Origin of the sequence: Sulfitobacter sp. HNIBRBA3233, from assembly GCF_040149665.1 — a bacterium.
In the GTDB taxonomy this organism is placed as follows: Bacteria; Pseudomonadota; Alphaproteobacteria; order Rhodobacterales; family Rhodobacteraceae; genus Sulfitobacter; species Sulfitobacter marinivivus.
In genome coordinates, this window is sequence record NZ_JBEFLP010000002.1 from 393,389 (window position 1) to 415,508 (window position 22,120).

Consider the following 22,120-nt stretch of genomic DNA (forward strand, 5'->3'; position numbering starts at 1 on the left):
GCAAGGCCCCCGTTATCCGCGGGGGCCTTTTGCGTTCACGCTTGCGGGGCCTCTCCGGCAAGGACGCGCGCGACGCGCTCCTTCACCTCCGCGACGGCCTTTTCCTTCACCGGGCCGAAGCCACGGATGTCCATGGGCGCGCGGAGCAGCGTTTCGACATCGGACGCGGGCAGGGTGTCGCTGCGCTGGGCGACCGTGGCCAGCAGGGATCTGTACCAGTCGATCAAAGACCGCTCCAGTTTCCGGTCCGCTTGCCAGCGGAAGGGATCCAGCGGTCCGCCCCGCAGGTGCCGTGCCCGTGCCAGAACGCTGAACACAGGGCGCATCCACGGACCAAAGCTGCGCTTGCGCGGACGGCCACGCGCATCTGCGCCCCGCGACAGGATCGGTGGCGCGAGATGATAGTTTACCCGCGCCCCTTCGCCAAATTCCGCGCGCAGCTTTTCGGCAAAGGACGGATCGCAATGCAGGCGCGCGACCTCGTATTCATCCTTGTAGGCCATCAGCTTGAACAGCGATCTGGCGGCAAGGGTCAGCCACGCTTCGCGGTTGTCGGCGGGCAGCGCCTTGGCAAAACCATCGAGAGTCTCGCGAAAACTCGCGGCATAGGCGGCATCCTGATAGTCGGTCAGACAGGCAGCGCGGTGGTCGATCAACTGCGCGGCGGTTTGCGGCAGGGTCGCTGCGGGTGGTGCCAGCATATCTTCGATTGCGTGAGCATCGCCGCATTTCAGGCGCCCGATGTCGAACGCCGCGCGGTTCAGATCGAGGGCGACACCGTTCAGCCGGATCGCTTCGGCCATCGCCTCCAGCGTCACGGGCACGAAGCCGGCCTGCCACGCGTAGCCCAGCAGGATCATGTTGCCGAACACCGGATCACCCAGCAGATCCTCGGCCAGACGGTTTGAATCGAACGCCGCGACATTTTCCGCGCCCACGGCCTGCGAAACGGTCTGCACCCGCTCGGGAATGCGCAGGCGCGCGTCACGGTTCAGGACCAGATCGCCGGTGGGCATTTCCGCTTCGTTCAGCACGACGCGGGTGCCGGGGCGGAAATGGACCGATGCCTTGGGCGAGGAACACACCACGGCATCGCAGCCGATCACCGCATCGGCGCTGGCATCGTCAATGCGGACCTGGTTGAGGCTGTCCGGCGTTGCCGCGATCCGCACATAGCCCAGAACCGTCCCGAATTTCTGTGCGAAGCCCGTAAAGTCGAGCACGCTTGCCCCGCGCCCGTCCAGATGCGCGGCCATCGAGATGATGGCACCCACGGTCACGACGCCCGTACCGCCGACACCACCCACCAGCAGATCGTGCGGTTCGCCCAGATCGGCAAGCTGCGGGCGGGGCAGGGCAGCGGCCCGCGCGCTCCAGTCCACGTCGAGGGCGGTCTTCTTGCGCCGCTCCGCGCCTTCGACCGTCACGAAGCTGGGACAAAAGCCGTTGAGGCAGGAGAAATCCTTTTTGCAGCTGGACTGGTTGATCTTCCGTTTCGTGCCGAATTCCGTCTCGACAGGCTCGACGCTCAGGCAGTTGCTTTCGACCGAACAATCGCCGCAGCCTTCACAGACGGCCGGATTGATCACCGCAAACCGTTTCGGATCCTCCAGCGTGCCGCGTTTGCGCCGCCGCCGCTTTTCGGTGGCGCAGGTCTGTTCGTAGATCATGACGCTGACGCCGGGCACGTCGCGCAGCGCGCGCTGGAGCGGGTCCAGATCGGCGCGGTCGTGGAAACTGGTCCCCGACGGGAAATCGGAGCGGTTGAATTTGCCGATATCGTCCGAGACGATGGCGATCCGCTCTATTCCCTCGGCGCGGCTGGCCTGTGCGATGGCAGTCACGCTGATCGGGCCGTCCACCGGCTGCCCGCCGGTCATGGCGACCGCATCGTTATAGAGCACCTTGAACGTGATGTTCGCGCCCGCGGCCACCGCCTGCCGCACCGCGAGTGAGCCGGAGTGATACCACGTCCCCTCGCCGATATTCTGGAACTGGTGTTTGTGCCCGTTCCACATGGATGCCGCCGCCCAGGGCACGCCTTCGCCGCCCATCTGCGCAAATCCCACGGTGTTGCGCCCCATCCAGCTCGCCATGACGTGACAGCCAATGCCCGACGCGGCCTTGCTCCCGTCCGGTAGCTTTGTGGAGGTGTTGTGCGGACAGCCCGAGCAGAAGTAGGGCGTGCGCGTGGCACCGGGCACCATCAGCGGCACGGCTTCGGTCCGCAGGATTTCATCCGCACGCGCCGCCAGATCCAGCTCGGGAAACACCCCGTCCAGACGCGCGGCAATGATCGGCACCAGCTTGCGGGGGCTCAGCTCGCCGGTGAAGGGAACGAGCGGGTCAAGGTTTTCGTCGTGCTTTCCGACCATCCGTTCGGGTTTCGATCCGGGCCAGTCGTAGAAATGCTCCTTCAACTGGCTTTCGATGATGCCGCGCTTTTCCTCGATCACGAGGATCTCGCGCTTGCCGCGCACGAACTCCAGCGCGGCGCGGCGCGCCAGCGGCCAGACCATCCCGACCTTGTAGATGTCGATGCCCAGCCGGTTGCAGGTCGCCTTGTCCACACCCAGCAGGCGCAGCGCTTCCATCAGGTCCAGATGCCCCTTGCCGGTGGTCACGAAGCCAAAGCGCGCGTCTTTCACACCGTATATCGCGCGGTCCAGCGGATTTGCCTCGACGAAGGCCTCGACAGCCTCCAGCTTGGCCGCCATCCGCGTCTCGATCTCGGCGGAGGGCAGGTCGGTGGAGCGGATGTGCAGCCCGCCCGGCGGTGCGGTGAATTCGGGATGCACAAACTGCCGGTCCGCGCGCAGGGGCACCGACTGGCCGGATTCGACCGTTTCCGAAATCGCCTTGAACCCCACCCATGTGCCGGTAAAGCGCGACAGGGCAAATCCGTATTCACCGTATTCAAGGTATTCCGAGACCGAGGCGGGATTGAGCGTGGGCATGAACCACGCCATGAACGCCACGTCCGACTGGTGCGGCATCGACGAGCTGACACAGCCGTGATCGTCGCCCGCCACTACCAGAACGCCGCCCCGCGCGGAGGACCCGTAGGCGTTGCCGTGCTTGAGCGCATCGCCCGACCTGTCCACGCCCGGTCCCTTGCCGTACCACATGGAAAATACGCCCTCGACCTCGCAGTCGGGATCGAGCGTGGCCTGCTGCGCTCCGAGAACCGCCGTTGCGCCCAGATCCTCGTTGATCGCGGGCAGGAACTTGATCCGGTCCTCGGCAAGACGCTTGTTCATCCGCCAAAGCTCTCCGTCCAGCGCGCCGAGCGGGGAGCCGCGATATCCGGACACGAAGCCGCCGGTGTTCCACCCCGCCTCCCGGTCGCGCCGCGCCTGATCCAGCATGATCCGCACCAGAGCCTGTGTTCCGGTCAGGAATATCCGCCCCTCCGTCAGGGTGTAACGGTCGTCCAGCCGGTAGGGGGAAAGGGAACCTGCGGGTACATTCATTGCGCGAAACTCCTGTGATTTCCACTCAGGATAGCAGGGTGTGGCTGAAATAGGTGACCAAAAGAATTGCAAACGCGCAGTGATCCGGTAATTTCGTTCAGAAAAAGGCCAATTATGGATGAATTTCTCGACTGGACCGACCATGCGATACTCCGGCTTCTGCTGGCCGACAGCAGTCTCAGCAAGGCAGAGCTCGCCGAACGCACCGGCCTGTCCGCCTCGTCCTGCTGGCGTCGGGTGCGTGCGCTAGAACAAAGCGGTGTGATCGAGCGCTATACTGTCGCGCTCGATCACGCGCGGATGGGGCTGGCCTTCGAAGCGATCGTGCATCTGCATCTCGACCGGCATGACAGTGGCGGGGTCAAGCGGCTGTCGGACGCCCTGCGCGCGCGGGCCGAGGTGGTCGCGTGTTTCGCCACGACCGGTGCGGCGGATTACCATATGCACGTGCGCTGTGCCGACATCGCCGCCTACAACCGCTTTCTCGAAGACGTCCTGTTCAGCAACACCTCGGTGCGCAGTGCACAGACCAACGTCGTTCTGAAACGGATCAAGAGCGGTAGCGTGTTCTAGCGCCAGGGCTGGTGCGGATCTGGCAGCGGGATCGCCGCCAGCAGTTCGCGCGTGTAGGCCGCCTGCGGCGCATCGAACAGATCCGCTGTCAGACCTTCCTCGACAATCTCGCCCTGGTACAGCACCAGCACACGGTCGCACAGGCGCCGGATGACCGACAGGTCATGGCTGATGAAGGCCAGTGTCAGGCCCAGTTCCTTCACCAGATCGCCCAGCAGATTGAGAACCTGCGCCTGAGAGGAGACATCGAGGCCCGACACGATTTCGTCGGCCAGAATGAAATCGGGCCGCAGGGCGATGGCGCGGGCGATGCCCACGCGCTGGCGCTGTCCGCCCGACAGCTCATGCGGGAAGCGGCGCGCGAAATGGCGCGGCAACCCGACCATGTCGAGGGCCTCGTTCACCCGTGCGTCAATCCCGTCGAGCCCGTGCAGTTTCAGAGGGCCCGCAATGATACCGGCGACCCTGCGACGTGGGTTCAGCGATGACATCGGATCCTGAAAGATCATCTGGAAACGCCGGCGTGTGCCGCGCAGCTGATCTTCGGTCTGATGCGTGATATCGGTGCCGTCAAAGATGATCCGGCCGCCCGTCGGTTCAAGCAGGCGCAGCATCGCGCGGCCCAGCGTGGATTTGCCCGAGCCCGAGCCACCCACGATGCCCAGCACCGATCCCTTCGGCACGTCAAAGCTCAGCCCCTTGAGGATCTCGATGCGCGGCGTCGCACCCAGAAGCGGTTTGCGCGTCATGTCGGGCAGCGACAGGTACAGATCGTCTATCTGATACATCATCTGCCCGCCCTCCGGTCGTGTTCGTCGATTTCCTGCTCCACGGCGGCGATCACCTCCTGCGGGACCGGTTGCAGGCTGCCGGTGGGGTCGGTGTAGGTGGGTGTCGCGGCCAGTAGGGCGCGGGAATAGGCGTGAACGGGCCGCATGAAGAACCTTTGCATCACCGCGTCTTCGACCACCTTGCCCGCATAAAGCACGCTGAGGCTGTCGCAGACTTTGGACACCACCCCGAGATCATGGGTGACAAACAGCAGCGCCGTGCCGTGGCGCGTCTGCATGTCGGAAATCAGCTTCAGGATCTGCTTTTGCACCGTTACGTCCAGCGCTGTCGTCGGCTCGTCCGCGATGATCAGCTTCGGCTCTGCCGCAAAGGCCGAGGCGATGAGGATGCGCTGGCGCATGCCACCGGATAGCTCATGCGGATAGCTGCGCATCACACGGGGCGGATCGGGAATGTGGACTTCGGCCAGAAGCTCCAGCGCGCGCGCCTGCGCGTCCGGTTTGCGCCACCCCAGAATATCCACCAGCCGGCGGGTGATCTGCGGCCCGATCCGCTTGCTGGGGTTGAGCGCGGTCAGCGGGTCCTGCGGGATCAGCGCCGCCGTCGCGCCGATCCGTTTGCGCCGCGCCTGTGCGGACAGTTTCAACAGGTCGGTCCCGTCGAGCCAGATTTCCCCGCCTGTCACCTGCATGGCCGGGGGCAGGGTGCCCAGCACCGCCTTGCCGATCATCGACTTGCCCGCCCCGCTTTCGCCGACCAGACCGTGGACCTGCCCCGCTGCCACCCGCAACGACACATTGCGCAGGATGGTCGCACCGGTCCTCAGCCGGACGCTCAGGTCGCGGATCTCCAGATAGGCCGTCATCGCAGCACCGGATCGAAACGGTTTTTCAACCCTTCGCCCAGTTGCGAGAAGCTGAGCACCGTGAGAAACAAGGTGACCAGCGGGAAAACCAGCACCCACCACGCCTGATGCACCGATGTGCGGCCTTCGGAAATCATGCCGCCCCACGTCGGGCTGTCGGTCGAGATGCTGAGGTTCACAAAGCTCAGGATTGCCTCGACGATGACGGCGATGCCCATTTCCAGCGTCAGCAGGGCGATCATCGTGGGCAGCACGTTCGGCAGGATCTCGGTCAGCATCGTGCCGAAGCGGGTGCGCCCCGCGACCTGCGCCGAGGCGACGTAATCCATCGCGCTCTGGCTCATGGCTTCGGCGCGGATGACGCGGGCGAAGCGGGTCCAGTCGATGATCACGATAGCGAGGATGATCGACAACAGCCCCGGCCCCAGAACCGCGATCAGCAGAATGGCGAACAGGACCGGCGGAAAGGCCATCCAGATGTCGATGAAGCGGCTGATGATCCGGTCCGGCCAGCCGCGATAGTATCCCGCGATCAGCCCCAGCGTGCCGCCGATCAGGCAGGTGAAAAGACCCGCAACCAGCGCCACCACCAGCGCGATGCGGCTGGCGTGGATGATCCGTGACAACACATCCCGGCCAAGGCTGTCTGTGCCCAGAAGATACCCCGGTTCGGCGCCGGCCTTCCACGCGGGCGGCATACGGCCCAGAAACAGGTCCTGCATCAGCGGATCCTTCGGCGCGATCAGCGGCGCGAAAACCGCACAGATGACAAGCACCGCGATCCATCCCCCCGACAGCCAGAGGCGCAGCCCGATCGGGCGTCTTACATCCCCGCGCGCATCACGCATGGCGCAGCCGTGGATTGAGCACGACATAGAGCATGTCGACGAACAGATTGACCAAGGTAAAGATCAGCGCGAAGAGGATCACGATCCCCTGGATCAGCGGCAGGTCGCGGTTGATCACCGCGTCGATGGCCATGTTGCCCAGCCCCTCGTAGCTGAACAGGCGTTCGATAATCACCGTGCCCCCGATCAGGAAGGTGAACTGCACCCCGACCAGCGTCAGCGTCGGCAAGAGCGCGTTGGGCAGCGCTTCGCGGGTGATGACCGTCCGTTCGCCGTAGCCTTTCGTGCGCGCCAGCGTGACGTAATCGAGGTTCATCGTTTCCTTCAGCGATTGCTTGAGCAACTGCGCGATGATCGCGGCCAGCGGAATCGCCAGCGCGAGCGCGGGCATGAACATATGCCCCAAGAGGTCAGCCACCACGTCCAGCCGCAGACGCAACAGGGCCTCGAACAGGAAGAAGTTGGTGGTGAAATCAATGTCGAGCGCGGGCGAGATGCGCCCCGAAATATGGAACACCGGCCACAGCACCCCGAAGAGCAGGATCAGCACAAGTCCCCAGAGGAAATCCGGAACCGAGAGCGCAATGCCCGCGCCCACGTCCACGGCCCCTTCGGTGCGGCTGTCCCGCCAGCGCGTTCCGACAAGCGCGAGCGCGCCACCCAGTGCGACGGCCATCAGGAGCGCCACGATGGACAGCTCGAGCGTTGCCGGCAGGCGTCCCAGCACCAGTTGGTCAACGGGCTGGCGCAGCGAGATCGATGTGCCGAAATCCCCCTGTACAACACCGCCCAGCCAGATGAAGAACTGCTCGACGATGGATTTGTCGAACCCGTATTGCGCGTTCAGCCGTGCGATATCGGCATCGGTCGCACCGGGTGGCAACATCATCGCGATAGGGTTGCCGGGCACCACACGGATCACCACGAACACGATTACGGCCACGCCGAACAGTGTGATTGCCGTGGTCAGCAACCGAATGAGGATCGCTCTGAGGAGAGTCATCTGGGTTTGATTTCTTTATCTCTTTGCAGGGCGGTTCTGCCGCGGCCTGGCGCGTCGGGACGGCGCTGTTGCGCCGCCCCCTTTTCGGTTCTGGTGCGCCCGGTCAGCTGCGTGTCATCAGGTGGGGCAGCAACGCGCCCGAGGCATGCGGCACCACATTCACGCCGGCGACGTGTACGATTGGCTGGACGTATTGCAGCAGCGGAATGACCTCGGCGTTCTCCGCGATACGGCGGTCGACCTCTTTCCAGCCCGCGATGCGTTTTTCCTCGTCCGCCTCGCCCCAGAGCGGCAGGATCGCGTTGAACGTATCCTCGCCGTCCCAGACCGAATGCGGCGAGGGGCCGAACATGGCAAAGCCCGTCGATGTGGTGGGATCCCCGACCGAGTTGCCCCAGTTGTAGAACGCCGCCGGTGCCAGCTGGTCCGCTGCACGCAGCTCGTAGTGTTTGGCGATCTCGTAAACCTCGATCTCGGCCTCGATGCCGACACGGCGCCACAGGCCGACAATGGCCTGTACCATCTCGTAGTCCTTCGGCTTGAAACCGCGGGTGGTCTGGATCGTGAATTTCACCGGGTTGTCGGGGCCGTAGCCCGACTCTGCCAGCAGCGCCTTGGCCTTTTCGGGATCGTAGGGCACTTTGATCGTCTCGTCGTAGGCGATGTAGTCCGGCGTTTGCAACGTGTCGATCGGCACGCCGTAGCCCGACAGAAGCCGGTCGATGATCAGCGATTTGTCGATGGCATGGGCCGCTGCCTTGCGCACGTTGGGATCGGTCATCACCTCGATGTCGTTGAGGAAGATCATCCCGATGTCCGACACCGGCGCCGCCGTGCCGACCAGCCCGTCCTTTGCCTTCAGGCGGTCGAATTCCTCGTAGGGGATTTCCAGTGTGACGTGGCTGTTGCCGCTTTCCACCTCGGCCACACGGCTGGCGGAATCGGTCACGAACTTGATCGTCACGGTTTTGAATTCGGGCGCGCCGCCCCAGTAATCCTCGTGCGCTGTCAGCCGGACGAAGGCGTTGCGCTCGAACCGCTCCACCTTGTAGGGGCCGGACCCGACGGGGGCGGCCTCGAACCCTTCCGGGCCGACTTCCTCGTAATAGGCTTTCGGCAGCACGTAGCCGGTGAGGAAAGACATCCATTTGAAAAACGTGGGCTCGTATTCGGGCATGTCGGCTGTCACGCGATTGCCCTCGGCCTTCACGTTGGTGACCTTGCCCCAGATGAACTGGATCGGATTGCCGGTATCGGGATTGCCCGCGCGGGTCAGCGACCACGCCACGTCCTCGGCGGTCAGCGGATCGCCGTTGTGCCATGTGACGCCCTCACGGACATCCATCCAGATGCTCTTGTTGTCGTCGGACCAGCCGTAGTCGGTGATGATCCCGGAGCCGAAGCTGAGGTCGGTGTTCTGCGGGATAAACAGATCGAACACCGACTGGTAGAACCCCTGGATCGTCGGGTTCACCGCCGAGGGGCCGACCGTCGGATCCCAGGAGGGCAGGTTTACGTTATAGGCGATGACGAGTTCGTCGATGTCCTGCGCAAAGCTGGGCAGGCCCACGGTGGTAAAGGCCGCGGCGGCTGCCGAGGTCTTCAGCAGGCTTCTTCTGGACAGTTTCATGGATGTCTCCCTGTTGTGGATCCCGTTGGGTTGTCTCGTCATTTGCCGACGAGTTTCTTGGCGAGGAAAGTTCCCGGCCCCGCGCCGGTCCCACCGCCGGGCCAGACGGCCGCACCGGTGTGGTAGAGTTTCTTGATCGGTGTCGTCCCGTCCGCGTAGCCGCGGGCGGGGCGGTTGTGGAAATGTTGGTGCAGGTGGTGGCTGCCGCAGACCTGATCTCCGCCGACCAGATTGGGGTTGTCGGCCTCAAGCTCCTGCGGCGAAACGATCCGCTGGCCCAGAATGCGCGATCGTGTGCCCGGTGCGTAGCTTTCCAGAATATCGAGCGCGCGATTGGCAAACGGCTCTGCGGCCCCGGTCCAGTCGGACGCGTCGATCGTGCCCGCCGCATCGCCTTTGATCTGCCCCGACGCCATGCGCACCTGAAGCCACAGCACATGCTTGCCCGCAGGCGCGCGCGAGGGATCGACGACAGTGGGCTGGCCCACGACGATCACCGGCTCGTCCGGCAGCAGGCCCGCGCGGGCCTGTGCGTGGGTGCGTGACATCTGCTCCAGCGACGGCGCGAGATGGACATAGGCAAACCTTTTCAGTTCCGCCGCGCGCCACGCGGGCAAAGCGTCCATCGCCAGATGGATCATCATGGTGCCCGGCGCATGCTGGAATTCCTGCATCGCGCGGTCGTGGCGGGCATCGCCGCTGCCACCCGTTAGCCGCAGTAGCGCCGAAGGCGACACGTTGGCAATAACGGCCTTGTCGGCCTCGAACGTGGTGCCATCGGCCAGCGTGATGCCCGAGGCCTTGCCACCGTGGTGGTTGATCGCCGTGACATCCGCGTCGCAGATTACCTTGCCGCCGCGCGCCTCGATCATGGCGATCATCGCGCGGGTGGCGGTGTCGGCCCCGCCTTGTCCCAGCACCATCCCGAAGGCCTGGCCGGCCATCGCCTCGAGGTAGGGAAACACCGCCCCGCCCGCAACGTCCGGGGCGAAATCCAGATGCATCCCCCATGCGGCAAGCGTCGCTTTGATGTGCGGGCTCTCGAAGGTCTGGTCCAGCCAGTCGCGGGGAGACATGGTCAGGAAACGCCCCAGATCGGCGGTGCCCCCCGCGCCGCGTGCCCGCCACGTCTTCCAGCCTAAAGATGCAAGTGCACGTAAATTCATCGGGCTGCCCAGAACCCCCAGAATCGCGTCGGCTTCTTTCGGGAAATCCGCTGTCAGCCGCTGCCATGCGGCTGCGTCATGGTCTGAAAATCCGCGTACCCGCGCGGTGGTCAGCGCCGCATCGTTCGACACACCCATCCAGCGCCCGTCGGGAAACAGCGATGCGAACGGATTGCCAGTGGGCGCGAAAGCAAGGCCATGGCGCGATAATTCTGCTGCGTGATCAGTATGAAAGGCCGATCCGGCAAAAAGCGAGAGGTTCATCGCGGCCCAATCGTGCCGGAAACCGGGCAAGGTATATTCGCCGGACCGCACGGCGCCCCCCGGCACGCTGTTGCGTTCAAAAACGGCGACCTTCCATCCCCGCGCTGCCATGTGGCACGCGCAGGCAAGGCTGTTGTGACCGCTGCCGATCAGGATTGCATCGAGGTCTTTCGTCATATCTTCCCGCATTCTGTTAAGAAGATAATTGCAAATGCATATAATCCTGTCTAGCATTGAATCAGCAACCGGAGCGCGAATAACGCGCCCAAGCCTCAGGGAGATCAGAAAATGAGCGCATCGGAAGTCGTAGGCCAGTTGGGGGCGATGCTTGCCTCTGGCGGAGTGGAAGTGGTGGATTGTTCGGGCGTCTTGGGACCGGATACGCCGATCCTGCAGTTGCCGCCGGATTTTGCGAAGAACACGCCGAAGGTCGAGATCCACAAGATCTCGGAATACGACAATGACGGCCCTTTCTTCGCGTGGAACTGGATGGTTCTGGGCGAACATTCCGGCACGCATTTCGATGCGCCCCACCACTGGATCACCGGCAAGGATTACGATGACGGCTATACCGACAGTCTGGATGTCCAGCGGCTTGTCGCGCCGGTCAACGTCATCGACTGTTCCAAGGAAAGCGCCGAGAACGAGGACTTCCTGCTGACCGCCGATGGCGTGAAAGCCTGGGAGAAAGAGCACGGCGAGATCGGTGCCGGCGAATGGGTCGTGATGCGCACCGACTGGGACAGCCGTGCGGATGACGAAGCGAAATTCCTCAACGCGGACGACACCGGGCCACATTCGCCCGGGCCGACACCCGACTGCATCGAGTATCTGCTGAGCAAGAAGATCGTCGGCTGGGGCACCCAGTGCATCGGCACCGACGCAGGTCAGGCCGGCGGGATGGAGCCTCCCTATCCGGCGCACAACCTTCTGCACCGCGACAACTGTTTCGGTCTGGCAAGCCTTGCCAACCTCGACAAGCTGCCCGCGAAAGGCGCGATCCTGATTGCCGCCCCGTTGAAGATCAAGAACGGCACCGGCTCTCCGATCCGCGCACTCGCGCTGGTGCCAAAAGGCTGAGCGGCGTGGCGGCGGTCGATCACCTGATCATCGGGTCGGGCATCAACGCCCTTGTCGCGGCGGCGATGCTGTCGCGCAAGGGCGACAGCGTGCTCGTGATCGAACGCGAGGACCGGATCGGCGGATGCATGTTCACCTCGGATGCGGTGACGCGGCCCGGATTTCATCACGATGTCATGGCCGCGACCTTCGTTCTGTTCCTGACCGGACCGGCGCATGAGGCGCTGGGCGAGGATCTGGCAAAGCACGGTCTGGAGTTCTGCCACACCGCCACACCCACCGCCGCCCTGCGTCCCTCGGGCGAGGCGACAGTTCTGCACATGGACCGCGAGGCGAATGTCGCGGCCTTCAACGCCTGCGCGCCCGGCGACGGGGATCAGCACCGTCAGGATGTCGGCAAGGTCGAGGCCGACGCCGATTTCCTGTTTGCGCTTCTGGGCCAGCCCCTATGGTCGCGCCAGACGGCGGCCCTGCTGGCCAAGCAGGCGTGGAAACGCGGGATCGTGCCGTTGAAGGAATGGTTCGGCGAAGCGCTTGAGCCTTCGCGGGGCTGGCTCGAGACGCGCTATGACAGTGCGGCGGTTCAGGCGCTCTGGGCGCCGTGGGTCCTGCACGTGGGTCTGACACCTGAGGCGAGCTACGGCGGGCAGATGTCGCGTGTCATCGCCTTCGCGCTGGAGGCGGCGGGCGCACCGATCGTCAAGGGCGGCTCGGGCATGGCGGCGGAAGCCTTCCGCAAACTGATCGAGGCGAACGGGGGCGAAATCCGCACCGGAACCGAAGCCGCCAAGATCATCGTGCGCGGTGGAAAGGCGCGGGGTGTGCAGACCGCCAAGGGTGAGGTCATCGACGCCAGAAACGTGATCGCAAGCACGGCACCCGGGCAGCTCTACGACACTCTCTTGCAAGAGGCGGCGCCGCCGCAGCAGCGCAAGAAATTCCGCCACGGACGCGGAAACTTCCAGCTTCATTACGCCATCGACGGCGATCCCGACTGGATCGGTGAGGGGCTGGAAGACGTGGCACTGATCCATCTGACCGACGGCATCGATGCCGTCTCGAAATCCTGCAACGAGGCGGAGCGCGGCATGCTGCCCGCAACCCCCACCATCTGCGTGGGACAGCCACACCGGCTGGATCCGTCGCGATGCCCCGAGGGCAAGGGGATCCTGTGGCTGCAAATCCCGGACGCGCCCGTCACCATCAAGGGGGACGCGGCGGGCCAGATCGACACGGTGCCGGAGTGGACCGAGGCGATGCGCGACGCCTATGCAGACCGGATCGAGGGCATTCTTGCGGCCCACATCCGCAACTGGGACGCGATCAAGCTGGCGCGCCGCGCCTATTCCCCCGCTGATCTGGAAGCGATGAACGTCAATCTGGTGGGGGGCGATCCCTACGGCGGGGCCTGCGCGCTGGACCAGTTCTTTGTTTTCCGCCCCTACGCGGGGCAGGTCAATAACGCGACACCGGTCAAGAACCTCTATCACATCGGGGCCTCGACACATCCCGGTCCGGGGCTGGGCGGCGGGTCGGGCTTGAACGTGGCGCGGGGGCTGGGCGCGTGAATGACGCACGGCCCATCCCGCAGGCCCGCGATCCGCGCCTTGGCGAAATGGGGCTGGAGAATTTCCCGCCCTATTTGATGAACCGCATCATGGGCCGCTACAACGCTGCCCTCCAGGAAGAGATGACAGCGCTGGGCCTGACCACGCCGCAGATGCGGTCGCTGGCGGTACTGTCGGTCATCGACGGCCCGCTGATCCGCGATCTTGCGGTCTATGCGGTGGTACAGCCGTCAACGCTCAGCCGGGCGCTGGACGCGCTCGAGAAAAGCGGCCTGATCCGGCGCGAGACAGACACGACCGACAGCCGCGCGACCCGCGTGTTCCTGACCGAGGAGGGCCGGCAGGCCTATGACCGGATGTGGCCGCTGATGGCCACCGCCTACGGCGAGATGTTCAAGGGCGTCGAAGACGCCGAGCGGCAGGCGTTTATCGCCACACTGCAAAAGATACTGCGCAACGTGCGCGTTCACGATTTTTGAGAACGGAGGTTTCCCATGGCGGAACGGTCTTTCAAGGCTGAGGTCGAACACCTGCGTAAGGGCGAGGGCGATGTATTCACCGGTGAAGGGATCCTCGCCATCACCAAGGCGCTGTTGGAAAACGGTGTGGGTTATGTGGGGGGCTATCAGGGCGCGCCGATCAGCCACCTGATGGATGTTCTGGCCGATGCCGAGGATCTGATGGGCGAACTGGGCGTCCGGTTCGAGGCAAACGCATCCGAGGCCGCCGCTGCGGCGATGCTGGCCGCATCGGTCCACTACCCGATCCGGGGGGCCGTGACCTTCAAGGGACCGGTGGGGGTGAACGTGGCCTCCGACGCGCTGGCGAACCTGTGTTCGTCCGGCGTCAACGGCGGCGCGCTGATCATCGTGGGCGAAGACTACGGCGAGGGCAGTTCCATCATGCAGGAACGCAGCCACGGCTTTGCGATGAAATCGCAGTTCTGGTTGTTGGACCCGCGTCCGAACCTGCCCAGCATCGTCAAGGCGGTCAAAGACGGTTTCGAGTTGTCCGAGGCATCCAACACGCCGGTGATGCTGATGGTGCGCATCCGGTCGTGCCACGTGACCGGCAGCTTTGCCTGCCGCGACAACGTCGCCCCCGCGCTGACGATGAAGGACGCGATCGCCAACCCGCAGTCGGATTTCAACCGCGTCGTGCTGCCGCCGATGAGCTATATCCACGAGCAGGACAAGATAAACAACCGCTGGCCGGCCGCAGAAAAATACATCCAGGACAATGGCCTGAACGAGGTGTTCGGCCCCGAGGACGCGCGTCTTGGCATCGTGGTGCAGGGGGGCATGTACAACGGTGTCATCCGCGCGCTGCAACGTCTGGGGCTGGCGGATATCTTCGGCAATACCGAAGTGCCGATCTACTGCCTGAACGTGACCTATCCGATTGTCCGCGACGAATTCGACCGCTTCTGCGCGGGCAAGGATCACGTGCTGGTGGTCGAGGAAGGCCAGCCCGAACATATCGAACAGCAACTCGGCTCGTTCCTCTACAGGTCGGGCGCGTCGCTGAAGCTCTACGGCAAGGACGTTCTTCCGATGGCGGGGGAATACACCGGTCAGGTCATGCTCGACGGGTTGACCGCGTTCCTGAAACAGGCCGCCCCCGAGATGCTGCCCGATCAGGTCCGCGCACCCAATGTCGAGGCGCCGGAAATTCCCGACCTGTCCAAGACTGTGCCCATCCGCCCACCGGGGTTTTGCACGGGCTGTCCCGAACGTCCGATCTTTGCGGGGATGAAACTGGTCGAACAGGAATTGGGCAAGCACCAGATCACCGCCGACATCGGATGCCACCTTTTCGGTTCGCTGCCACCGTTCGAGATGGGCGGCGCCACCATGGGCTACGGCCTTGGGCCCGCTGCGAACGCCGCTTTCGACGGCGGCGGCGAGAGGCGCGCGATCTCGATCCTCGGGGACGGCGGGTTCTGGCACAACGGCCTGAGCAGCAGCATCGGCAACATGGTCTTCAACAAGTCCGACAATGTGGTGATGATCGTCGACAACTATTATTCCGCGGCCACCGGCGGACAGGACATCATGTCGTCGCGGGCCAGCAACGATACGAAATCCACCAACAATCCCATTACCAAGGCGCTGAAGGGTGTGGGCGTCGAATGGATCCGGCAGATCGACCGGACCTACGATGTCGCCAAGGTGCGCGATACCCTGCGCGAGGCGCTGACGACCGATTTCAAGGGACCGAAAGTGATCGTGGCCTCCTCGGAATGCATGTTGAACAAGCAGCGCCGCGAGAAACCCATCCGCGCCAAGGCCATCAAGGACGGGCGGCGTGTGGACGTGCCGCGCTTTGGCATCGACGAGGATGTCTGCACCGGCGATCACGCCTGCATCCGCCTGTCGGGCTGCCCGTCTTTGTCACTGAAAAAGCTTGATGATCCGCTGCGCGACGACCCCATCGCCCAAATCGACCAGACTTGCGTCGGATGCGGCAACTGCGGCGAGGTGGCGGATGCCGCCGTGCTGTGCCCGTCGTTCTACCGCGCCGATGTCGTTCACAATCCGAAAGGGTTCGAGGCTTGGCGCGCAGGGGTCAGATCGAAGGTCATCTCGTGGCTCCAGTCGCGGCGCGACGGAAAACGCCTGCGGCTCAGTGGCGAGGCCGTGGCGACGCAGGAGGGTGCGCGTGCCACACCGCAGCCGCCGATGGGGGCGATGACATGAACATGCTGGCTCCGAAATCGCCCGACGCTGCCGTGGGCGAGATCATCAAGATCGCGGTCATGGCCGTGGGCGGGCAGGGCGGCGGAGTCCTGACTTCGTGGATCGAAGGGCTGGCGCGCGCGCAGGGATACGCCTGTCAGGCCACATCCGTGGCCGGTGTCGCGCAGCGCACGGGTGCGACGATCTATTATATCGAGATGACACCGGCGAGCGACCGCCAGCCGGTTTTTGCGCTTGCGCCCGCGGGCGGGGACGTGGACGTCCTGATCGCCGCCGAGATGATGGAAGTGGGCCGCGCGGTGATGCGCGGTTTCGTCACTCCCGACCGCACGGTGCTGATCGGGTCCACCCACCGCGCCCTCGCGGTATCCGAAAAAACCGTCCCCGGTGACGGTATCGCCAATGCCGAAGAGGTGCGTGCCGCAGCCGAGATCGCCGCGCGCCAGCTTATCCTTGCGGATATGGACCGGCTCGCCGTCGAACAGGGGTCGGTGATTTCCGCGAGCCTGTTCGGGGCCTTGGCGGGATCGGACGCGCTGCCTTTCGCGCGCGAGGCCTTCGAGGAGGCCATTCGCGCGGCGGGCAAGGGGGTGGAGCCTTCCCTGAAAGCCTTCGCCGCGGGGTTCGATGCGGCCAAGCGCGGCGTCGCGCCCGCGCTCGCGGCACCCGTGCAGGGCGCGCGGCAGCTCAGCGGACCGAAAGCACAGATGCAGGCGTGGGAAAAGCTGACAGCGCGCGCGCAAGCGCTGCCGAAGCCGGTACAGCAGATGGCGCTGGCGGGGCTGACGAAAGTGGTCGATTTTCAGGACTGCGCCTACGGGGCCGCGTATCTCGACAGGCTCGACACCGTGATCGCGCAGGACAGCGCCGACCGTGACCACGCGCTGAGCGCCGTGGCCGCAAAGTATATCGCCAACGCCATGGCCTATGACGACATCATTCGCGTGGCCGATATCAAGACCCGCGCGCCGCGCTTTGCGCGCATCCGGTCCGAGATGATGGCGGGCGACGACAAGCTGGTCGAACTGACCGAATTCTTCCATCCCCGCGCCGAAGAAGTGGTGAGCCTGCTGCCCGCCAGGATGGGCGCGCGCTGGGAGGCGAACGAGAAGCGGATGGCGCTGGTGAACCGGCTGTTCAACAGGGGCCGCCGCCTGCGCACGCATACCCTGCGGTCGTTCATCATGCTGCATTTTCTGGGCGGCCTGCGTGGCTACAGGCTGAAAACGCGGCGCCACGCGGTGGAATGCGCCCATCTGGAAAGCTGGCTGTCACGCAGTCTGGATGCCGCACGGTCGGATTACGCGCTGGGCATCGAGATGCTGAAGAACCGCAGGCTGGTCAAAGGATACTCTGACACGCACGCACGCGGGCTCAGCAAATTCGCCACTGTCATGGGCGCTGCGGATCTGCTGAAGGGCCGCGAGGATGCCGCCGACTGGATGGCGCGCCTGCGCGAAGCGGCCTTGCAGGATCCCGAAGGCAAGGCGCTGGAGGGCGCGATCCAGACCGTGCGCAGCTTTGTCTAGTCGACCGGCCCGCAAATTTGCGCATAGGTGTCCGGCCGCCGGTCGCGGAACAGGCCCCACGCGCGCCGGTCGCGCCGCGCGGCCTCCAGATCCAGCGTTGCAACGGAAATGCCTTCCGCATCCTCCATCTCGGTCAGCACCGCGCCGGTGCCATCGGTGATGAAGCTGCCGCCATAGAACGTCAGCTCCGCCCCGACGTTTTCCACGCCGACCCGGTTGCTGGCGGCGACAGGCACCATGTTCGCCGCCGCATGTCCCTGCATCGTCCGTTGCCAGTGCCGTTTCGAGTGCACGTCGGGCGCTTGCGGCTCTGACCCGATGGCGGTCGGATAAAGGATCACCTCGGCGCCCAAGAGCGCCATTGCACGGGCGGCTTCGGGAAACCACTGGTCCCAGCAGATGCCGACGCCGATCCGGCCCGCGGCCGTTTCCCACACCCTGAACCCCGTATCGCCCGGCGTGAAATAGTATTTCTCCTGATAGCCCGGACCGTCAGGGATATGGGTCTTGCGGTAACGCCCCAGAACGCTGCCGTCGGCATCTATCATCGCAACCGAGTTGAAAAATTGCTGCGCCGTGCGTTCGAAGAAGCTGATCGGCAGAACCACCCCCAGCTCTTTTGCGAGCGCCGCGAAATGACGGATCAGCGGCGCCTCTTCGAATGGGACTGCCAGATCGAAATGCTCAGGCGACTGTTCGGAGCAGAAATAGGGCGTCTCGAAGAGCTCCTGCAACAGGATCACCTGCGCGCCCTGCGCCGCCGCCTGCCGGACCAGCGTCGTGGCTTTGGGGACGGTCTCGTCGCGGTTCCACGAACAGGCCATCTGCGTGACGGCGAGTGTAAGTTTCGACATGGCGTTTCCTTTCGTGCGGATCAAAGCAGGTCCTTGAGCCGGGCAAAGAGTTCACCCTGCGAGGAAAGCTGCAGTTTGCGGTAAAGATTTCGGCGGTGCACCTTCGCGGTTTCGCGCGAGATCCCCAGCTTGAGCGCCGATGAGGCGTTCGAATGGCCCCGCATCACAAGTGCCGCGATCTGTGCTTCGCGGCGGGTCAGATCGACACGGTCACGCGCCGCGATCTCGGCGCGGATGATGTCGGGCAGGGTGGGGGTTTCGGCCTCCGGATGCATTTTGGTGTCGAAAAGTGCTGCCATATGCTGAAACAGCAGCTCGATCAGAAGCGGCCCGAACGTGCGCACGCAGGCAAGTTCCTTGGCCCGAAATCGTCCCGTGCGCGCCAGACGGCTGATCGAGACATGCGCGCGGTTGCCATCGCCCAAAGGCGCAAGCAGGCCGATTTCGTCGATCAACTGCGTATCGCTGTAGTATTGGATGAAATACTCGCTCGAAAAGAAGCGGTCGGGTGCAATCTCGCTCAGCCGGTACAGGCCGCCCTGCGCCGGAATGTCGGTTTTCAGATAGAAGGGATCGAGGTGGAAAGCGCCGTCAAGATACTGCGTCAACGCGCTGCTCGGCATGGTCGGCGGCAGCTGTGCGGCCAGCAGATCGGGCCGCGTCTGGGGGGTCATCCGCATCACGAGGAAGGTATCGAACCGCAAGCGCGCGCGCAGCACGTTGCGCAGATGCTTGCAAAAGGAATCGCTGCCGACATGCGCCATGGCGAGTCGCAGCCGCTCAACGTCGCGAGGGCGCAGGCTGACGGTCATGATACCCCTTCTGGCGCGGAAAATTGCTAAAAAATAACCCAAGCGGGTTATTTATAGTCAATAATCCCTCTGTGATCATAGACCAAATGTTGCATCTCATTGCCGGACACGCTTGGCTGAGGGCACTGGAAAAAGTCTGGGGGTCCATGTGTCAGTCGCGATCAGCGCTCAAAATCTACGCAAGGTCTATCCCGGCAAACCACCTGTCGTGGCGCTCGGGGATGCCAGTATCGACATTCGGGAAAATGAATTTTTCACGCTTTTGGGGCCGTCGGGCTGCGGGAAGACCACGCTTTTGCGTCTGATCGCGGGGTTCGAGACTCCGACATCGGGCACGCTGACCATGCATGGCAAGGATCTGGCCGGTCTGCCGCCCTACAAAAGACCGGTGAACACGGTCTTTCAAAGCTACGCCTTGTTTCCGCATCTGACCGTGGCGCAGAACATCGCTTTCGGGCTCGAGATGCTGGGCAAGCCCAAGGCCGAGATCACGCAGACCGTCGACGAGATGATGGCGCTGGTGAAGATGACCCAGATGGCCGACCGCCAGACCGGCCAGATTTCGGGCGGACAGCAACAGCGCGTGGCGCTGGCGCGCGCGCTTGCTCCCAAACCCAAGGTTCTGCTGCTGGACGAGCCGCTGTCGGCGCTGGATTTCAAGCTGCGCAAGGATATGCAGCTGGAGCTGAAGCGGCTGCAAACCGAAACGGGCATCACCTTCATCTTCGTCACCCACGATCAGGAAGAGGCACTGACGATGTCCGACCGGATCGCGGTGATGGAGGCCGGATCGATCCGGCAGATCGGCGGGCCGCGTGACATCTACGACCATCCGGCCGAACGTTTCGTGGCGGATTTTATCGGCGATACGAATTTCCTGCCCGCCGAGATCGGCCAGCCGACGGGCGACATGGCCGAGGCGCGGCTGGGATCGGGACAGACCGTTTCGGCCCGTCTGCCCGCGGGCGAGGCGATGCAGGGCAAGGTCACGCTGGCCGTGCGGCCCGAACACGCCAGCCTCGCGAAGGCGGGCGAGGGGCTGTTGGACGGTACGCTGGGCGAAATCGTCTATTTCGGGACGGACACCCATTTTCACGTCGCACTGGATGACGGTACGGCCTTTGTCGTGCGGCGCCAGAACCAGCCCGACAGCGGCGCGCAGATGGCCAAGGGCGACCGCGTCGCGGTGGCCTTCCCGCCCGGTGTCGCCCAAGTGTTGAGGGACTGACGCCATGGCGGGATCCGCCCCCCTGACCGCGCAGGAAGCCGCCGCACGCCGGCGCTGGCTGTTGCTGGCCCCGGCCCTGGCGATCCTTGTTTTCGCCGCCTCCGGGCCATTGCTGATCACGCTGATCTATTCGTTCCTGACCCCGGGCGACTACGGCGGGGTGATCTGGGCACCGTCGGGCGATGCGTGGTTCAACGTGATCTTGCAGCGCGATATCTTCGACGACACGCTCAGCTTTGCGGACGCGCATCTGAGCATCTTCTGGCGGTCGATCAAGCTGTCGCTGATGACCACGGTCCTGTGCCTGTTTTTCGGGTTCCCCACAGCCTATTTCATCGCGACGCGCCCCAAGAAACAGCGCGATCTGTGGATGCTCCTGATCATCATTCCGTTCTGGACCAACCTTCTGATCCGCACCTTCGCGATCCTCGAGCTGATCCGCAACGAGGGCACGGTGAACACCGTACTGATGTGGTCGGGGCTGATAGATGCCCCGATCCAGATGCTCTATACCGAGTTTTCGATCCTCGTCGGCATGACCTATGTCTACCTGCCGCTGATGGTGCTGCCGCTCTATGCCTCGATGGAGCGGCTTGATTTCAGCCTCGTCGAGGCGGGGTACGATCTTTATGCGACACGGTTTCAGGTGCTGCGCCGGGTGATCTTTCCGCTGGTGAAACCCGGTGTCATCGCGGGCTCCATCCTCGTCTTCGTGCCGTCGCTGGGGGCCTATGTGACACCGCGGGTCATGGGCGGCGGTAACCAGTTGATGCTGGGCAACCTGATCGAGTTGCAATTCGGGCAGGGGCGCAACTGGCCGCTGGGCGCTGCGCTGTCGATCACGCTGCTGGCGATCGTGATGATTGCCCTTCTGGCATATGTCCGCGCCGCCGGAAACGAAGAGGTGCGTCATGGCTAAATCCTTCAGCATCCAGCGGCAGACCGGTTTCACCGCCATCGCGCTCACCTGTTTCGTGCTGCTGTACCTGCCGATCATCCTGCTGGTCATCTATTCCTTCAACCAGGGCTCCTCCATCGCGATCTGGGAGGGGTTCTCGTGGCGCTGGTATCAATCGGCGTGGGAGAACGAGCAGGTACAGGAGGCCACCGTGCGCAGCCTGATCATCGCGGTCTGGGCTGCCGGCATCTCTACGGTGGCGGCCGTGATGGCCGCATTGGCCACGACCCGCACCCCCAAGTTCAAGGGCCAGAGCATGGTTTTCGCGATGATCAACCAGCCGTTGATGGTGCCCGAGATCGTCACCGCCGTCGCGCTGCTGATCTTCTTTGCGATGATCAAGGTCGCGACCGGCTACACGGGCCTTGCCTATCTGATCATCGCGCATTCGGCCTTTTGCATTCCTTTCGCCTACCTGCCCATCCGCGCGCGGCTTCAGGGCATGGACATGAGCCTCGAACAGGCTGCCGCCGATCTTTATGCGACTCCGTGGCAGGTGTTTCGCCGCATCACCCTGCCGCAGCTCTGGCCGGGCATTCTGGCTGGTGCGATGCTGGCCTTCGTCATCAGTCTAGATGACGTTGTGATCACGGAGTTTGTAAAATCCGCAGGACAGGATACGCTGCCTACCTACATGCTCGGCCAGCTGCGCCGTGCGGTCACGCCCGAGATCAACGCGATCTCGACCGTGCTGCTGGCGATCTCGGTCACGATGGTGATCGCCTTTACCATCCTGAGCAAAGTCAAGAACTAGAGCCTCAAGGGCCGACCCAAAAGC

General features: G+C 63.9%; 18 protein-coding genes. 9 read left to right on the plus strand and 9 right to left on the minus strand.

The genetic code is table 11. From position 1 onward, the window contains the following. Nucleotides 1-35: 35 nt before the first annotated feature. Complete coding sequence (locus ABMC89_RS15140; RefSeq protein ID WP_349569392.1) at nucleotides 36-3,473, minus strand: indolepyruvate ferredoxin oxidoreductase family protein; 3,438 nt, start codon at nucleotides 3,471-3,473, stop codon at nucleotides 36-38. A gap of 114 nt (nucleotides 3,474-3,587) precedes the next feature. Here ABMC89_RS15140 and ABMC89_RS15145 point away from each other — a divergent pair, with 114 nt between their 5' ends. Beyond that, entirely contained in the window at nucleotides 3,588-4,046 is a 459-nt protein-coding gene (locus tag ABMC89_RS15145) for an Lrp/AsnC family transcriptional regulator (protein WP_349569394.1), read from the plus strand. On the opposite strand, the gene ABMC89_RS15150 is transcribed toward ABMC89_RS15145, so the two are convergent. From ABMC89_RS15150 to ABMC89_RS15175, 6 genes are all read right to left on the minus strand, one after another. After that, nucleotides 4,043-4,837 (minus strand): ATP-binding cassette domain-containing protein, encoded by a 795-nt coding sequence (locus tag ABMC89_RS15150; protein WP_349569396.1) that lies wholly within the window; start codon nucleotides 4,835-4,837, stop codon nucleotides 4,043-4,045. The two genes, ABMC89_RS15145 and ABMC89_RS15150, sit on opposite strands and share 4 nt — an antisense overlap. Then, on the minus strand, nucleotides 4,834-5,703 hold the full coding sequence (locus tag ABMC89_RS15155; RefSeq protein ID WP_349569398.1) for an ABC transporter ATP-binding protein: 870 nt from the start codon (nucleotides 5,701-5,703) through the stop codon (nucleotides 4,834-4,836). The genes ABMC89_RS15150 and ABMC89_RS15155 overlap by 4 nt, the downstream gene beginning before the upstream one ends. Further along, nucleotides 5,700-6,551: an ABC transporter permease gene (locus ABMC89_RS15160; RefSeq protein WP_349569400.1), complete on the minus strand. Its 852-nt coding sequence runs from the start codon at nucleotides 6,549-6,551 to the stop codon at nucleotides 5,700-5,702. The genes ABMC89_RS15155 and ABMC89_RS15160 overlap by 4 nt, the downstream gene beginning before the upstream one ends. Then, the gene (locus tag ABMC89_RS15165; RefSeq protein WP_349569402.1) at nucleotides 6,544-7,554 is read right to left on the minus strand and encodes an ABC transporter permease; all 1,011 of its coding nucleotides are present in this window, start codon (nucleotides 7,552-7,554) and stop codon (nucleotides 6,544-6,546) included. Before ABMC89_RS15165 ends, ABMC89_RS15160 begins: the two co-directional genes overlap by 8 nt. A 103-nt stretch (nucleotides 7,555-7,657) precedes the next feature. Then, nucleotides 7,658-9,184, minus strand: coding sequence for an ABC transporter substrate-binding protein (locus tag ABMC89_RS15170; RefSeq protein WP_349569404.1), 1,527 nt, complete (start codon nucleotides 9,182-9,184; stop codon nucleotides 7,658-7,660). Nucleotides 9,185-9,222: 38 nt separating this feature from the next. Then, nucleotides 9,223-10,791: a phytoene desaturase family protein gene (locus ABMC89_RS15175; RefSeq protein WP_349569407.1), complete on the minus strand. Its 1,569-nt coding sequence runs from the start codon at nucleotides 10,789-10,791 to the stop codon at nucleotides 9,223-9,225. A 111-nt stretch (nucleotides 10,792-10,902) separates the two neighbouring features. Between ABMC89_RS15175 and ABMC89_RS15180 the strand changes: the two genes are divergently transcribed. Genes ABMC89_RS15180 through ABMC89_RS15200 form a run of 5 tightly spaced genes read left to right on the plus strand, consistent with a single transcriptional unit; the run spans nucleotide 10,903 to nucleotide 17,490 of the window. Then, nucleotides 10,903-11,694 carry a cyclase family protein gene (locus tag ABMC89_RS15180; RefSeq protein WP_349569409.1) on the plus strand — a complete coding sequence of 264 codons (792 nt, stop codon included), beginning with the start codon at nucleotides 10,903-10,905 and terminating at the stop codon, nucleotides 11,692-11,694. Nucleotides 11,695-11,699: 5 nt separating this feature from the next. After that, nucleotides 11,700-13,262: a phytoene desaturase family protein gene (locus ABMC89_RS15185; RefSeq protein WP_349569411.1), complete on the plus strand. Its 1,563-nt coding sequence runs from the start codon at nucleotides 11,700-11,702 to the stop codon at nucleotides 13,260-13,262. Next, nucleotides 13,259-13,741 carry a MarR family winged helix-turn-helix transcriptional regulator gene (locus tag ABMC89_RS15190; protein WP_349569413.1) on the plus strand — a complete coding sequence of 161 codons (483 nt, stop codon included), beginning with the start codon at nucleotides 13,259-13,261 and terminating at the stop codon, nucleotides 13,739-13,741. Before ABMC89_RS15185 ends, ABMC89_RS15190 begins: the two co-directional genes overlap by 4 nt. Nucleotides 13,742-13,756: 15 nt before the next feature. Continuing rightward, a complete protein-coding gene (locus tag ABMC89_RS15195; RefSeq protein ID WP_349569415.1) occupies nucleotides 13,757-15,961 on the plus strand; it encodes a thiamine pyrophosphate-dependent enzyme in 2,205 nt (734 codons plus the stop codon). Further along, nucleotides 15,958-17,490: an indolepyruvate oxidoreductase subunit beta family protein gene (locus tag ABMC89_RS15200; RefSeq protein ID WP_349569417.1), complete on the plus strand. Its 1,533-nt coding sequence runs from the start codon at nucleotides 15,958-15,960 to the stop codon at nucleotides 17,488-17,490. Before ABMC89_RS15195 ends, ABMC89_RS15200 begins: the two co-directional genes overlap by 4 nt. Here the strand turns inward: ABMC89_RS15200 and aguB are convergent. Both aguB and ABMC89_RS15210 read right to left on the minus strand, forming a co-directional pair. Continuing rightward, nucleotides 17,487-18,344 carry an N-carbamoylputrescine amidase gene (aguB, locus tag ABMC89_RS15205; RefSeq protein ID WP_349569420.1) on the minus strand — a complete coding sequence of 286 codons (858 nt, stop codon included), beginning with the start codon at nucleotides 18,342-18,344 and terminating at the stop codon, nucleotides 17,487-17,489. The genes ABMC89_RS15200 and aguB overlap by 4 nt on opposite strands. A gap of 20 nt (nucleotides 18,345-18,364) precedes the next feature. Next, a complete protein-coding gene (locus tag ABMC89_RS15210) occupies nucleotides 18,365-19,156 on the minus strand; it encodes a helix-turn-helix transcriptional regulator (RefSeq protein ID WP_349569422.1) in 792 nt (263 codons plus the stop codon). 148 nt (nucleotides 19,157-19,304) lie between these two features. Between ABMC89_RS15210 and ABMC89_RS15215 the strand changes: the two genes are divergently transcribed. Genes ABMC89_RS15215 through ABMC89_RS15225 form a run of 3 tightly spaced genes read left to right on the plus strand, consistent with a single transcriptional unit; the run spans nucleotide 19,305 to nucleotide 22,096 of the window. Then, entirely contained in the window at nucleotides 19,305-20,384 is a 1,080-nt protein-coding gene (locus tag ABMC89_RS15215; protein WP_349569424.1) for an ABC transporter ATP-binding protein, read from the plus strand. A gap of 4 nt (nucleotides 20,385-20,388) precedes the next feature. Next, a complete protein-coding gene (locus ABMC89_RS15220; protein WP_349569426.1) occupies nucleotides 20,389-21,303 on the plus strand; it encodes an ABC transporter permease in 915 nt (304 codons plus the stop codon). Further along, nucleotides 21,296-22,096 carry an ABC transporter permease gene (locus tag ABMC89_RS15225; protein ID WP_349569428.1) on the plus strand — a complete coding sequence of 267 codons (801 nt, stop codon included), beginning with the start codon at nucleotides 21,296-21,298 and terminating at the stop codon, nucleotides 22,094-22,096. The genes ABMC89_RS15220 and ABMC89_RS15225 overlap by 8 nt, the downstream gene beginning before the upstream one ends. Nucleotides 22,097-22,120: the final 24 nt, after the last annotated feature.

Bases quoted from the DNA above. Each gene is read 5' to 3' on its own strand.
- aguB (WP_349569420.1), bottom strand. From the start codon at position 18,344: ATGTCGAAACTTACACTCGCCGTCACGCAGATGGCCTGTTCGTGGAAC.
- ABMC89_RS15210 (WP_349569422.1), bottom strand. From the start codon at position 19,156: ATGACCGTCAGCCTGCGCCCTCGCGACGTTGAGCGGCTGCGACTCGCC.
- ABMC89_RS15155 (WP_349569398.1), bottom strand. From the start codon at position 5,703: ATGACGGCCTATCTGGAGATCCGCGACCTGAGCGTCCGGCTGAGGACC.
- ABMC89_RS15220 (WP_349569426.1), top strand. From the start codon at position 20,389: ATGGCGGGATCCGCCCCCCTGACCGCGCAGGAAGCCGCCGCACGCCGG.
- ABMC89_RS15200 (WP_349569417.1), top strand. From the start codon at position 15,958: ATGAACATGCTGGCTCCGAAATCGCCCGACGCTGCCGTGGGCGAGATC.
- ABMC89_RS15165 (WP_349569402.1), bottom strand. From the start codon at position 7,554: ATGACTCTCCTCAGAGCGATCCTCATTCGGTTGCTGACCACGGCAATC.
- ABMC89_RS15140 (WP_349569392.1), bottom strand. From the start codon at position 3,473: ATGAATGTACCCGCAGGTTCCCTTTCCCCCTACCGGCTGGACGACCGT.
- ABMC89_RS15170 (WP_349569404.1), bottom strand. From the start codon at position 9,184: ATGAAACTGTCCAGAAGAAGCCTGCTGAAGACCTCGGCAGCCGCCGCG.
- ABMC89_RS15180 (WP_349569409.1), top strand. From the start codon at position 10,903: ATGAGCGCATCGGAAGTCGTAGGCCAGTTGGGGGCGATGCTTGCCTCT.
- ABMC89_RS15145 (WP_349569394.1), top strand. From the start codon at position 3,588: ATGGATGAATTTCTCGACTGGACCGACCATGCGATACTCCGGCTTCTG.
- ABMC89_RS15175 (WP_349569407.1), bottom strand. From the start codon at position 10,791: ATGACGAAAGACCTCGATGCAATCCTGATCGGCAGCGGTCACAACAGC.
- ABMC89_RS15150 (WP_349569396.1), bottom strand. From the start codon at position 4,837: ATGATGTATCAGATAGACGATCTGTACCTGTCGCTGCCCGACATGACG.
- ABMC89_RS15225 (WP_349569428.1), top strand. From the start codon at position 21,296: ATGGCTAAATCCTTCAGCATCCAGCGGCAGACCGGTTTCACCGCCATC.
- ABMC89_RS15195 (WP_349569415.1), top strand. From the start codon at position 13,757: ATGGCGGAACGGTCTTTCAAGGCTGAGGTCGAACACCTGCGTAAGGGC.
- ABMC89_RS15160 (WP_349569400.1), bottom strand. From the start codon at position 6,551: ATGCGTGATGCGCGCGGGGATGTAAGACGCCCGATCGGGCTGCGCCTC.